Here is a 13,132-nt window from a genome sequence, read left to right on the forward strand (position 1 = left end):
CACAACAGGGGCAAAGGTTCTGGGCCCGGGGTGAAGATCCTGATCAATTTGCAGGTTGGTTCTTTCAGAGTATGGAAACTTCGCGACACCCTTTGCATTGTTCAAAGGCCGTGTCGTCGCAAGTGATACCTGGAAACCATCGAGGTGGTCGATCCCTTTTTGTCGGCGGTGCCGTGAGGGAGTTGTTCGACCAGAATTGACTTTCAGCTTGGTACTAACGCCGCGGATAGTAACGGATTGAAACGATGAAAGGAAGTGTGCTAGGCAAAAAACTTTTCGTGCCCTGGGCCTGCGGTAACATTCCTCAGCCGCTGTCTGAGCAAAAAACCCGGTTGATATAACCGGCAAGTGGGTAGTTGTGCACATTGGTGGCGCCCTGTGTAACTGAACTGACATACGCCCCGCAAAGCGCCCGGGTGCCTGCAACTAAAATTTAAGTCAATGAAAAATCGAGCTTTTTTTTATTGGTGAAAAAATCGTCAGTTTGACTGCGGCCCCCGTTCCATGGGCCTTTGCGGGACTTACAAAACGGTTGTCCACTGAGTTATCCACAGCTTCTGTGGATTGTCCCAAGCGCTTGCTCTAGAACGGGCGTGCAGGCTTTTTTCAGCTTTACCTGTACGAAAAAAAGAGTAGAGTGGCGCGCCTTCCGTTCTGTCCCACAGTGCTTTATGAAGTTTCGCTCAGTATCACCTTCTGTTACCGACAGCCCTCAGGTTGTTACCGCACCCAAGCGTTTTTCCCTGAAAGTTGCCTTGTGGTTGCTCGACAGCCCGCGCCTGGGCCACAGCCCCAACGTCAAACATTTTGCAGGGCATTTGCTCAAGCAACCGGCTCGTGCTGGCGTGGTGGTGGCGCAAAGCCGTCTGGGCCAGTTGATGTGCCGCGAGTGCGGCAATGCCCGCGACCGCCGTATCGGCCACGAACTGCTGCGCCAGGCCGCCCGCGCCGGTGACCGCATCGCCCAGCGTGAACTGGGCCAGATCGAAGACTGAGCTGTCCTCAATGCGCTGGCTTGGTTAACCTTCTTCTTTTCGGGTGACGGCAGGAATCGCTATGGCTTTTGACTGGACCAGTGTTGTGCTGGGTCTCGCCGCTGCTGGGTTGCCGCTGTTGGGGCTGTGCTGGCAGATTCAGCGCCGACTGAGCGCGCGAATGGCCGGCTGGGAATTGCTCGAAGAGCGCCTGGCCACCGCGCAACTGGCCCAGGAAGGGCTCGCCGCGCAGTTGGACGCCAGCCGTGACGAAATCAGCGACCTGAGCCAGGCCAACGCTGCCAAACAGGCTGATCTGGCCGCCGTGCGCCGGGAAGTCGAACTGCTGCAGATCGACCGTGACAACGCCCGCGACGCCGCCCACGCCTGGAACCTCGACCGTTCCGCCAAGGAAACCGAACTACGCCGCCTGGATGCCTTGTCCGCGTCCCTGCGCGCCGAATTGCGCGAGCAACAGGAAAGCCATCAGCAACGCCTCAGCGACCTGCAAGGTTCCCGTGATGAGCTGCGCGCGCAGTTCGCTGAACTCGCCGGGAAGATCTTCGACGAGCGCGAGCAACGCTTCGCCGAAACCAGCCAGCAGCGCCTCGGCCAATTGCTCGACCCACTCAAGGAGCGCATCCAGTCGTTCGAAAAGCGCGTCGAAGAAAGCTACCAGAGCGAAGCCCGCGAGCGGTTTTCCCTGGCCAAGGAGCTGGAGCGCCTGCAACAGCTGAACCTGCGCCTGTCCGATGAAGCCACCAACCTGACCCGCGCCCTCAAGGGCCAGAAAACCCAGGGCAACTGGGGCGAGCTGATCCTGGAGCGGGTGCTGGAACATGCCGGTCTGGAAAAGGGCCGCGAGTACCAGACCCAGGTCAACCTCAAGGGCCCGGACGGCGAACGCTTCCAGCCCGACGTGTTGATCATGCTGCCGGGGGACAAGCAGGTAGTGGTGGACTCCAAGGTCAGCCTGACCGCCTATCAACAGTACGTCGCCGAGGACGACCAGGCGATCGGCCAGGCAGCCCTCAAGCAGCACGTACTGTCCTTGCGCAACCACGTCAAAGGCCTGGCCGGCAAGGACTACAAACGTCTGGAAGGCCTGCACAGCCTGGATTTCGTGCTGCTGTTCGTGCCCATTGAAGCCGCATTTTCGGCGGCGCTTCAAGCCGAGCCGAACCTGTTCCAGGAAGCCTTCGACCGCAACATCGTGATCGTCAGCCCGACCACGCTGTTGGCCACCTTGCGGGTGATCGACAGCCTGTGGAAACAGGAACGGCAAAGCCAGAACGCCCGGGAAATTGCCGAGCGCGCCGGTTGGCTGTACGACAAGTTCGTGCTGTTTATCCAGGACCTGGACGAGGTAGGCAACCGCCTGCAGCAGCTGGACAAAGCCTACAGCGCAGCGCGCAACAAGCTGACCGACGGACGCGGAAATCTGGTGAGCCGTACCGAGCAACTGAAGCTGCTCGGCGCCCGCGCCAGCAAAAGCCTGCCGGCCGACTTGCTGGAACGGGCGATGACCGATGAAGACGGCGTGGCGCAGTTGCCAGAATAGTCACCGGGCTCTGTGGGAGCTGGCTTGCCTGCGATGCAGACACCTCGTTCCTCCCCATACACCGAGGCAACGCCATCGCAGGCAAGCCAGCTCCCACATGAGCTAAAGCGGCAGGTGCCGGCTCAACAAGGCCCGCAACGCCGCCGGCTTCACCGGCTTGGCCAGGTAATCCAACCCTGCCGCATGCACCTGGGCCACCATCTCCGGCCGCCCGTCGGCACTGATCACCACACCCGGAATCGGCTCTGCCAGTTGTGCCCGCAGCCAGCCCATCAACTCGGTGCCGGTCTCGCCGTGGTCGAGGTGGTAATCCACCAGGGCCAGTTGCGGCCGCACACCCTCGGCCAGCAACGCGGCACATTGCGCCTGATCGCGGGCGGTCCAGACTTCACAGCCCCAGCGCGTGAGCAAACTGCGCATGCCGATCAGGATGCTTTCTTCGTTATCCACACACAGCACCTGTGCTCCGCTCAACGGCTGGCCGCTTTCCTGCGCCGGCTTGGCAGGCGCGCTGACCTGAGTGCGCGCCAACGGCACACGCACGCTGAACACGCTGCCCTTGCCCGGCCATGAACGCACGCTCAAGCGGTGCCCGAGCACGCGGCACAGGCCATCGGCAATCGCCAGGCCCAGTCCCAGGCCTTTCTCGGCACGGGTCTGGTGACTGTCCAGGCGTTTGAATTCCTCGAAGATGACTTTTTGCTTGTCCTGGGGAATCCCGGGACCACGGTCCCACACTTCCAGGCACAACTCGCCGCGACGGCGCCGCACACCCAATAGCACCGGCCCGTCGGCGTACCGGAATGCGTTGGTGAGGAAGTTCTGCAACACCCGCCGCAGCAACTTGATGTCACTGTCCACCCGCAAACGACTGCCCCGCAGACGGAAACGCAAACCCTGCTCCTGAGCCAGCGCCTTGAACTCGGCGCCCAGCGTATCGAACAGTTCATTGAGCACGAAGGGCTGGCGCTGCGGATTGATCTTGCCGTTTTCCAGGCGCGAAATATCCAGCAGGTCGCTGATCAGGTCTTCCGCCGAACGCAACGAGCTGTCCAGATGCTGCACCAACTGCCGGGCATCCGGCGACATGCCGTCGTTCTGATGGGAGAGGGCAGCAGAGAACAATCTTGCGGCGTTCAACGGTTGCATCAAGTCGTGACTGACCGCTGCGAGGAACCGGGTTTTCGACTGGCTGGCGGTCTCGGCCACGCCCTTGGCATCGGTCAGCGCGACGTTGAGTTGCGACAGTTCGTGGGTTCGCTCGGTCACCCGCTGTTCCAGGCCTTCATTGGCCTCGGTCAACGCCTGCTCGGCTTCGCGGAACGCGGTGATGTCGGTGAAGCTCATCACAAACCCGCCACCCGGCATCGGGTTGCCGATCAGTTCGATCACCCGGCCATTGGGAAACAGCCGCTCGGAGGTATGCGCACGGCCCTGGCGCATCCAGTGCAGGCGGCGCGCCACGTGCACTTCGGCCTCGCCCGGGCCGCACAGCCCGCGCTCGGCGTTGTAGCGAATGATGTCGGCTATCGGCCGGCCCACACTGATCAGGCCTTCGGGGTAATTGAACAGCTCCAGGTACCGCCGGTTCCACGCCACCAGCCGCAGGGACTGGTCGACCACGCTGATGCCCTGGGTGATGTTTTCGATGGCGCCTTGCAGCAGTGCCCGGTTGAACTGCAGTACTTCCGACGCTTCGTCGGCGATGCGAACTACGTCCTCCAACTGCATTTCCCTGCCTTCAATGGCGGCTTTCACCACTGCGCGGGTCGATGAAGCCCCGAGCACACCGGCCAACAGGCGTTCGGTGTGGGCAATCCAGTCATTGTCGGCGTTCTGGTTGGGGTTGAAACCTTTGCCTTGCCGATAGGCGAAGCGCACAAAACTCTGGTGCGCCCGTTCTTCACCGACAAACCGCGCTGCCAGACTGAGCAAGTCGTTGATCTGCACCGAAAGCATCGAGCGAGCGCTGGCCCGCTGGCTGATTTCCTGGCCGATAAAACGCCCGGCCTGCCAATGCTCCGACACCCGCGTGCGGGACAACATCGAGACCCACACGAACAACGTGAAGTTGCCCGCGAGGGAAAATACGGTGCCCAGCGTCAGAGAAGTTACCGACAAGCCCAGCGGATGCGAATGCAGCCACGTCATGCCCGGGAAAAGGCTGAACGACCAGCCCAGACTTTTCGCGGTGACCGGCAGGACCAAGGTGTAGAACCACAGGAACGTACCCGCCGCCAATCCGGCAAACACGCCGCGCCGGTTGGCCTGTTTCCAGTACAGCGCACCCAGCATCGCCGGTGCCAGCTGGGTCACGGCGGCGAACGCAATCTGGCCAATGGTTGCAAGGCTGGCGGAGGACCCCAGCAGCCGGTAACTGACGTAAGCCAGCAGCAGGATGATGACAATGCTCACCCGGCGTACCGACAGCATCCAGTGACGGAACACTTCGAACGGCCGCTCGGCACTGGAACGGCGCAGCAGCCAGGGCAGCAGCATGTCGTTGGAGACCATGGTCGACAGGGCGATGCTCGCGACGATCACCATGCCCGTAGCCGCCGAGGCGCCGCCGATAAACGCCAGCACGGCGAGCGCCGGATGGGCTTCGGCCAACGGCAGGCTGATCACGTAGGAATCCGGCAATACCGAACCCGGCAGCAGCATCTTCCCGCCGAGGGCAATCGGGATCACAAACAGGGCGGCCAGGATCAGATAGGCCGGGAACACCCACTTGGCCAGCCGCAGGTCCTGGGGGTCGATATTTTCCACCACGGTGACATGGAACTGCCGGGGCAGGCAGATGATCGCCATCATCGCGACGCCGGTCTGCACCACCATCGAGGGCCAGTTGACGGTCTCTTTCCAGTATTCCTCCAGCCGTGGCGCGAGCATCGCCTGGCTGAACAAATCGTCGAAACCGTCGTACAGGCCGTAGGTCACAAACGCACCGACGGCGAGAAACGCGAACAGCTTGACCAACGATTCAAAGGCAATCGCCAGCACCATGCCGCGGTGGTGTTCCGTGGCGTCGAGGTTGCGGGTACCGAACACAATGGTGAACAACGCCAATACCAGCGACACGATCAGCGCCGTGTCCTGGGAGCGGGTGCCGGTAGTGTCGGCGCTGGCGCCGATCAGCAGGTTCACCCCCAGCACGATGCCTTTGAGTTGCAAGGCTATATAAGGCAGGACGCCCACCAGGCAGATCAGCGCCACCACCACCGCCAGGGATTGGGATTTGCCGTAACGGGCGGCGATAAAGTCGGCGATGGAGGTGATGTTTTCCTGCTTGCTGATCAGCACCATCTTCTGCAGGACCCACGGCGCGAGCACCAACAGCAGCACCGGTCCCAGGTAGATCGGTAAAAACGCCCACAACTGTTCGGCTGCCTGGCCTACAGCACCAAAGAATGTCCAACTGGTGCAATACACCGCCAGCGACAGGCTGTACACCCAGGCACGCATCCGCGGCGGCAGCGGCGCATGGCGACGGTCACCGTAAAAGGCGATGGCAAACATAATGGCCATATAGGCCAGGGCAACGGCGGCGATCAGCCCGCTGGACAGCGTCATGAGAACTCCAGACATAAGAACGCCCGGGCATTCCCGGCCCGGGCGAACAGTCTCGCATGATGCTTGGCGTTAGTCAGTGTCGACCAAGGTCGGAGCGTGGTGTGATGTCGCAGCGTTGGTTCAGGCGCCGAAACCGCCGTCGATGGTCAGGCTGGCGCCGGTGATGTAGCCGGCCTCAGGGCCTGCCAGATAGGCGACGAAACTGGCGATCTCTTCTACATGGCCATAACGGCCCACGGCCATGAAGCCGATCAGGCTTTCGGCGAAATCACCGCTTGCCGGGTTCATGTCGGTGTCCACCGGGCCTGGCTGCACGTTATTGATGGTGATGCCCCGTGGGCCCAGGTCGCGGGCCAGGCCTTTGGTCAGGCCGACCAGCGCCGATTTGCTCATGGCGTACGGGCCGCCACCGGCAAACGGCATGCGATCGGCATTGGTGCTGCCGATGTTGATGATGCGGCCACCTTCGCCCATGTGCCGCGCGGCTTCCTGGGTGGCGACAAATACGCTGCGTACGTTGATGGCGAGGGTGCGGTCGAAGTCTTCCAGCTTGAAATCTTCCAGCGGGCCGACGGCCAGCACGCCTGCGTTGTTGACCAGGATATCCAGGCGCCCGAACGCTTCGACGGTGGCGTTGACGGCGTTGCGGATGGCGTCTGCGTCGGCGCTGTCGGCATGAATCGCCAGGGCTTTGCCGCCTTGGCTGATCACGCTGTTCTGCAACGCTTCAGCCTTGGCAGCCGAACTGACGTAGGTAAAGGCGACGGCAGCGCCCTGTGCGGCCAGGCGCTTGACGATGGCGGCGCCGATACCGCGAGAACCGCCCTGGATCAAGGCGACTTTGCCGCTGAGGTTCTGTGTGGTCATGTCGATCTCCAAAAGGTGTGTTGAGGTTGGAGTCGAGTATCGACCTCGCATGGCGCCCTCGGTAGACCGTGATTGCTATAGTCTGTGTAAACCAAAAGTTTAGAGTGGGGCGATATGGAAAGCTTTGGCAGTATCGAATGCTTTGTGCGCAGCGCCGAAGGTGGCAGTTTTGCCGAGGCTGCCCGGCACCTGAGCCTGACCCCGGCGGCCGTGGGCAAAAGTGTGGCCAAGCTGGAGGCACGCCTGGGTGTAAGGCTGTTCCAGCGCAGTACCCGGCGCCTGACGCTGACTGAGGCCGGCAAGCTCTTCCTCGAAGAAGTCAGCGGCAGCCTCACCACCATTCAAAACGCCGTGGCTAACCTGGCCAGTGCCGAAGGGCGGCCAGTGGGCACGCTGAAAGTGAGCATGGGCACGGTGTTCGGCAACCGTTATGTGGTGCCGTTGCTGGGGGAGTTTCTAAAGCGCTTTCCTGATATCAACCCCGACTGGCATTTTGATAACCGCCAGGTGGACCTGATCGGCCAGGGCTTCGATGCCGCGATCGGCGGTGGTTTTGAGCTGCCCCAGGGCGTGGTTGCGCGCAAGCTGGCGCCGGCGCACCGGATCCTGCTGGCCTCACCGGAATACCTCGCCAAACGCAAGCGGGTGGTCGCGCCCGAGGACTTGTCTGTGTGCAACGGCATCCTGATCCGCTCACCGCAAACCGGCCGCGTGCGTTCGTGGCAACTCACCCACCGCACGCGCGAACAACGCCCGCTGGTGCTCAAGCCGCGCATGACCATGAGCGACTCGGGCGCTGCCTGCTGCGCCAGTGCCCAGGGCCTGGGGATTGCGCTGGTCAGCATGCCGATGGCGGTGCCGTATCTGGACAGCGGCCAACTGGTGCGAGTGCTGCCCGACTGGTACGTCGACGACGGCAACATCTCGCTGTACTACGCCGAACACAAGCTGCTGCCCGGCAAGACCCGGGCGTTTGTGGATTTCATCCTGGAGCAGTTTGTCGAACGCGAGTTGGGGCGGCGGTTCAGCGCCATTTGATCCTTGTGGGGATCAAAGTGTGGGAGCGGGCTTGCTCGCGAAGGCGGTGTGACAGTCACCCGATGTATCGACTGATCCACCGCTTTCGCGAGCAAGCCCGCTCCCACATTCTGGATCTTCAGTGTCCGAACTTTCCGGGCCAGCCGATCACTTTCTTCGGCCTCGGCGTCGCATACGTGCGGATCTTCGAGGTCGACAGTCCCAACCGCACCAGGCCTTCGGCAATGGTGACAGCCGAGGTCACACCGTCCACCACCGGCACACCCGTGCGGTAGCGAATCTGCTCATCCAGCCCGGCCATGCCGCCGCAGCCCAGGCAGATCACTTCGGCCTTGTCTTCGCTGATCGCCAATTCAGCCTGGCGCACGATGGCCTCCATGGCCCGCAGCGGGTCTTCCTCCAGTTCCAATACCGCCATGCCGCTGGCCCGTACCGACGCGCACCGCTGATATAAGCCGGCCAGTTTCAGCCGGTCCTCGATCAGCGGCACGGTGCGGTCCAGAGTCGTCACCACGGAGTAGGCATGTCCGAGGAACATCGCGGTGCTGGCGGCCGCTTCGGTGATGTCCACCACCGGCACGTTGAGCAACTCCTGCAAGCCTTCGCGGCCATGTTCGCCGTAGCCGGCCTGGATTACCGCATCGAACGGCTGGTCGTAAGCCATCACCCGGTCCATCACCGCGATGGCCGCCAGGTAGCTTTCGAAATTGCCTTCCACCGATTCGGCACCGAAAAACGGAGTCAGGCCGACGATCTCGGTGCCGGGGGACGCCACCGCCCGTGCCTGTTTGGCGATGGCCTCGGTGATGGACTCGGTGGTGTTGACGTTGACCACAAGGATGCGCATGGAATGTCCTTACTTAATGACTGATATTATCGACTGCAATGCTTTCGCCGCTCACATCGGCGTAGTACGGCTGGCGCTTGGCGAACAGCAGGTACAGCAGCCCTGCAATACCGGCGCCAATCAGCCAGGAGAAGGGCGAGACGAGGGCGAACCCAGGCAGCAGGGCCAGGAGAATGGCGATCACCGCGGCAGGAATGAAGGCCGCCACGGCGCGCAAATTGATCCCGCGGCTGTAGTAATAAGCGCCATTCGGGTCTTCGCTATACAGCTGCGGCACGTCCACCTGGCTTTTGCGGATCAACCAGTAGTCGACCATGATCACCCCGTACAACGGCCCCAGCAGTGCGCCCAGCCCCGAGAGGAAATACACGATCACCAGCGGGCTGTTGTAGAGGTTCCACGGCAGGATCAACACCGCCACGGTGGCGCTGATCAGCCCGGCGCGGCGGAAGTTCAGGTACTTGGGCGCCAGGTTGCTCAGCACAAAGGCCGGCGCGACGAAGTTGGCCATGATGTTCACCGCCACGGTCACAATCAGGAACGCCAGGCAGCCCAGCACCAGGAAGAATGTGTTGGGTATCGCCGCAATGATTTCCGTAGGGCTCTCAATCACCCGGCCATTGAGGTGGAACTGCCCGCCGCACAGCAGCACGGTGATGGCCGCGAACACCAGGATATTCACCGGCAGGCCCCAGAAATTACCGACCTTGATGGTCTTGCGGCACGGCGAGGAGCGGGCGAAGTCGCAGAAATTCAGGATCAGCGTGCCGTAGATCGCCAGCCACAGCGCGCCGCCGGCAAAGATATTGCGCCACATCTCACCACCGGTCAGCGGCTCGCGGATCGACCAGGCGATCTGGCCGCCGGCCTGGAAATACATCCAGCCGGCCAGGGACGCTACTGTCAGCAGAATCACCGGCCCGGCGAAGGCTTCATAGCGGCGCACCATCTCCATCCCATAGGCGAGGATGGCGAGCTGCACAAACCAGATCGCCACAAAACACGCCCAGCCCAGGGTGGACAGGCCGAGGATCGAGTTGTGGTCGTAGTCGGCAAAACCTGGATGAACCGCTGTCAATAGCACGCGGAAAACCACCGAGGCCAGGTAGGTCTGTATCCCGAACCAGGCAATCGCGATCACCGCACGAATCAGTGCCGGGATCTGCGCACCATGGATGCCAAAACTGATACGGCTGATCACTGGAAACGGTACGCCGGTCTTCTGCCCCATATAGCCCGACAGGTTCATGAAGAAGTACACCAGCGCCGCGCCGATCCCCAGGGACAGCAGAATCTGCCAGCCACCCAGGCCCAGCGCATACAGGCCGATGGCGAAGGAGTAGTTGGCGATGTTGTGCACATCGTTGGTCCACAAGGCAAAGATGCTGTAGCGGCCCCAGCGCCGGCCTTCGGCCTTGGTAGGCGCCAGGTCCTTGTTGTGCAGGCGCGGGCTGAGGACCAACGGGCCGGGGCTCGTGGCCTCGGGGTTCAGGGTGGAGGAGGGCAGATCCAGTGCGATGTTATTGGAGAGACTTGTACGCATTCCGGCAGGCTCCTGGACATCAGCAGGAGAGCGGCTGATGTCAAAGTGTATGTATCTTTTTTATTAATTGTATACAAAGTGTGTTTTGCCTTAAGCCACATGCGTGCCAGATTTTCGCCGGGTGAAATACACGGCGATTTGGTTTTTAGCGTGATTGGAAATAACAGACTGAATTTAAAGCGATATAAATTGACCGTTTGAACAGCTATTTATTTTGTAGCGCAGAGAGGGGCGGGGATTTTAGAAGAGGTGTGACGAGGGAGGATGTAACTTTTCGGTGCAGGATCTTATAAGTGCACACAAAAATGGCACCGATGGTGACATTTCTGTGTACAGGATTCTGGCTCAGGCGTTACGCCTTGCTGATGATGTTCCCGGCGTGCAACCCGCATTCTTTTTGGGTTGCTTCTTCCCACCACCAACGGCCTTCGCGTTCGTGCTGGTTCGGCAGTACCGGACGGGTGCACGGCTCACAGCCGATGCTGATAAAACCGCGCTCGTGCAGGCTGTTGTACGGCAACTCCAGCATGCGGATGTAACCCCATACTTCCTCACTGGTCATCTGCGCCAGCGGGTTGAACTTGTACAGGGTGCGTTCCGGGGTGGAAAAAGCCGTATCGATTTCCAGCGCGGCCACCTGGCTGCGGGTGCCGGGGCTCTGGTCGCGGCGCTGGCCGGTGGCCCAGGCGCTCACACCGGACAGCTTGCGGCGCAGCGGTTCGATCTTGCGCACGCCACAGCACTCGCCATGGCCGTCCTTGTAGAAACTGAACAGGCCCTTTTCCTTGACGAAGGGTTCCAGCTTGCTCTGGTCCGGCGAGATCAGTTCGATGTCGATCTTGTAGAACTCACGCACCTGCTCGATAAACCGGTAGGTCTCCGGGTGCAGGCGACCGGTGTCGAGGCTGAACACCTTGACGTTCTTGTTCAGCTTCCAGGCCATGTCTACCAGCACCACGTCCTCGGCACCGCTGAAAGAGATCCACAGGTCGTCGCCAAACTGGCTGAACGCCAGCTTGAGAATGTCCTGGGCGGATTTGTTGGCGTAAGTCGCGGCGAGTTCAGCGACGTCGAAGGCTTGGTTCATCAGGACGGTTCCTACAGGTCAGTGGCGCTGAGCGCTCTATAGGGGGGCGATGGTAACAAAATCCCGCCTGCGTTGCGGCGGCCAGCGTGAATCGCTAGAGTTCGGCAGTCCTTTTGCTCGCTCAACTCAATAACTTTAAATGGGAGTGTCTTGTGGAAATTGCCTGTCTCGACCTGGAAGGGGTGCTGGTTCCGGAAATCTGGATCGCCTTCGCCGAAAAAACCGGTATTGAATCCTTGCGGGCCACCACCCGGGACATCCCCGACTACGACGTGCTGATGAAACAGCGCCTGCGCATTCTTGATGAGCATGGGCTGAAGCTCTCGGACATCCAGGAAGTGATCGCCACCCTCAAGCCGCTGGACGGCGCCATCGAGTTCGTCAATTGGCTGCGCGAGCGCTTCCAGGTGGTGATCCTGTCTGACACCTTCTATGAGTTCTCCCAGCCGCTGATGCGCCAACTGGGTTTTCCGACCTTGCTGTGCCACCGGTTGATCACCGACGAAAATGACCGGGTGGTGAGCTACCAGCTGCGTCAGAAAGATCCCAAGCGTCAGTCGGTGCTGGCCTTCAAGACCCTGTACTACCGCGTGATTGCCGCCGGTGATTCCTACAACGACACCACCATGCTGGGTGAGGCCGACCGTGGGATTCTGTTCCACGCGCCGGAGAACGTGATTCGCGAGTTCCCGCAGTTCCCGGCGGTGCATACGTTTGAGGATTTGAAGAAAGAGTTCATCAAGGCGTCGAATCGGCAGTTGAGCCTGTAAGTTATTGGGTGTGGCTGACGCCTCATCGCAGGCAAGCCAGCTCCCACATGTTGACCGCGCTCCCATGTGGGAGCCGGGCTTGCCCGCGATGGGGCCGGTATGGCCACTGCACAGCCTAGACCCCTGCCAGCAAACTCTCATAAGGAATGCGCAAGCCTTCATGCAGGCGTTTGATCATCGACAAGCTCAGCTTGCGCTTATGATTCAACACTTCGGAAACCCGCCCGCTCGGACCTATGAAAGGCTCCAGGTCACGGGCGGTCAGGCCTAGTTGCTCCATTCGAAATTTAATCGCTTCGACGGGATCCGAAGGCGGCATTGGGAAATGCTCCGCTTCGTACTTTTCGATAAGTATCGCGAGAATTTCCAGCTCGTCACCCTCGGGCGAGCCGATTTCCGCTTCCCATAGCTGTTCGACGCGCGCGAGCGCAGCGGTCAGGTCTTCCTGGGAATGAATGGGTTTGATGTTCATCACACGGTCTCCGCATTGATCTGATCGTACTGCGCTTGGGTCCCCACGAAGCGTATGAACGCAAGCTGTCGCTGATAATTGATCGCCATGATCACTCGATACTTGTTGCCGCCTATGTTGAACACAACCCTGCCCCCTTTGAGAATGCTCGCTGTCCTTAGCTCTGCCTTGAGGGCCTGAGGGGTTGGGTAAACAGCTTTTTCCATATGGCGATACAGCTCGACCAGCGGCGTTTTGGCATCCATGCAACCAGGGTGGTTTTCCCAGAATATTCGTAGGGCAGACAGAGCGATTATCCGCATCGAAGCGACCTCCCAATTTGGGAGATGATAGGTGCGGTTGAGTGCAGATGCAATCTCAGAAATCTTTCCTGACAAGTAGGCAGTCGTTTCATGTGATC

General features: G+C 60.7%; 11 protein-coding genes. 4 read left to right on the forward strand and 7 right to left on the reverse strand.

The window, feature by feature from the left end; translation table 11 throughout:
• The first annotated feature begins 671 nt into the window (after positions 1-671).
• Both ACIOMR_RS03070 and rmuC read left to right on the forward strand, forming a co-directional pair.
• Positions 672-995 carry a sel1 repeat family protein gene (locus tag ACIOMR_RS03070; RefSeq protein ID WP_023659092.1) on the forward strand — a complete coding sequence of 108 codons (324 nt, stop codon included), beginning with the start codon at positions 672-674 and terminating at the stop codon, positions 993-995.
• Positions 996-1,170: 175 nt separating this feature from the next.
• Positions 1,171-2,535, forward strand: a complete 1,365-nt coding sequence (rmuC, locus tag ACIOMR_RS03075; RefSeq protein WP_173406092.1) for a DNA recombination protein RmuC — start codon at positions 1,171-1,173, stop codon at positions 2,533-2,535.
• A 102-nt stretch (positions 2,536-2,637) separates the two neighbouring features.
• Here the strand turns inward: rmuC and ACIOMR_RS03080 are convergent, their stop codons facing one another.
• Both ACIOMR_RS03080 and ACIOMR_RS03085 read right to left on the reverse strand, forming a co-directional pair.
• Positions 2,638-6,108 carry a PAS domain-containing hybrid sensor histidine kinase/response regulator gene (locus ACIOMR_RS03080; RefSeq protein WP_003214948.1) on the reverse strand — a complete coding sequence of 1,157 codons (3,471 nt, stop codon included), beginning with the start codon at positions 6,106-6,108 and terminating at the stop codon, positions 2,638-2,640.
• Positions 6,109-6,228: 120 nt separating this feature from the next.
• Complete coding sequence (locus ACIOMR_RS03085; protein ID WP_401192117.1) at positions 6,229-6,975, reverse strand: 3-oxoacyl-ACP reductase family protein; 747 nt, start codon at positions 6,973-6,975, stop codon at positions 6,229-6,231.
• Between the two features lie 114 nt (positions 6,976-7,089).
• On the opposite strand from ACIOMR_RS03085, the gene ACIOMR_RS03090 reads away from it, so the two are divergent.
• A complete protein-coding gene (locus ACIOMR_RS03090; RefSeq protein ID WP_003214952.1) occupies positions 7,090-8,013 on the forward strand; it encodes a LysR family transcriptional regulator in 924 nt (307 codons plus the stop codon).
• Positions 8,014-8,131: 118 nt separating this feature from the next.
• Here the strand turns inward: ACIOMR_RS03090 and ACIOMR_RS03095 are convergent, their stop codons facing one another.
• The 3 genes from ACIOMR_RS03095 to ACIOMR_RS03105 form a co-directional block, all read right to left on the reverse strand.
• Positions 8,132-8,860, reverse strand: a complete 729-nt coding sequence (locus tag ACIOMR_RS03095) for an aspartate/glutamate racemase family protein (protein WP_003214954.1) — start codon at positions 8,858-8,860, stop codon at positions 8,132-8,134.
• A gap of 13 nt (positions 8,861-8,873) precedes the next feature.
• Positions 8,874-10,403, reverse strand: a complete 1,530-nt coding sequence (locus ACIOMR_RS03100) for an NCS1 family nucleobase:cation symporter-1 (RefSeq protein WP_178903337.1) — start codon at positions 10,401-10,403, stop codon at positions 8,874-8,876.
• Positions 10,404-10,755: 352 nt separating this feature from the next.
• A complete protein-coding gene (locus ACIOMR_RS03105) occupies positions 10,756-11,490 on the reverse strand; it encodes a phosphoadenylyl-sulfate reductase (protein ID WP_003214958.1) in 735 nt (244 codons plus the stop codon).
• A gap of 152 nt (positions 11,491-11,642) precedes the next feature.
• Here ACIOMR_RS03105 and thrH point away from each other — a divergent pair, with 152 nt between their 5' ends.
• Complete coding sequence (gene thrH / locus ACIOMR_RS03110) at positions 11,643-12,260, forward strand: bifunctional phosphoserine phosphatase/homoserine phosphotransferase ThrH (RefSeq protein ID WP_010176441.1); 618 nt, start codon at positions 11,643-11,645, stop codon at positions 12,258-12,260.
• Positions 12,261-12,375: 115 nt separating this feature from the next.
• Here thrH and ACIOMR_RS03115 read toward each other — a convergent pair whose 3' ends face one another.
• Positions 12,376-12,732 carry a type II toxin-antitoxin system HigA family antitoxin gene (locus ACIOMR_RS03115; protein ID WP_087695204.1) on the reverse strand — a complete coding sequence of 119 codons (357 nt, stop codon included), beginning with the start codon at positions 12,730-12,732 and terminating at the stop codon, positions 12,376-12,378.
• Positions 12,732-13,034: a type II toxin-antitoxin system HigB family toxin gene (locus tag ACIOMR_RS03120; protein ID WP_401192215.1), complete on the reverse strand. Its 303-nt coding sequence runs from the start codon at positions 13,032-13,034 to the stop codon at positions 12,732-12,734. The genes ACIOMR_RS03115 and ACIOMR_RS03120 overlap by 1 nt, the downstream gene beginning before the upstream one ends.
• Positions 13,035-13,132 lie beyond the last annotated feature (98 nt).

It is taken from the genome of Pseudomonas sp. NPDC087814 (genome assembly GCF_044742865.1).
Lineage (GTDB): Bacteria > Pseudomonadota > Gammaproteobacteria > Pseudomonadales > Pseudomonadaceae > Aquipseudomonas.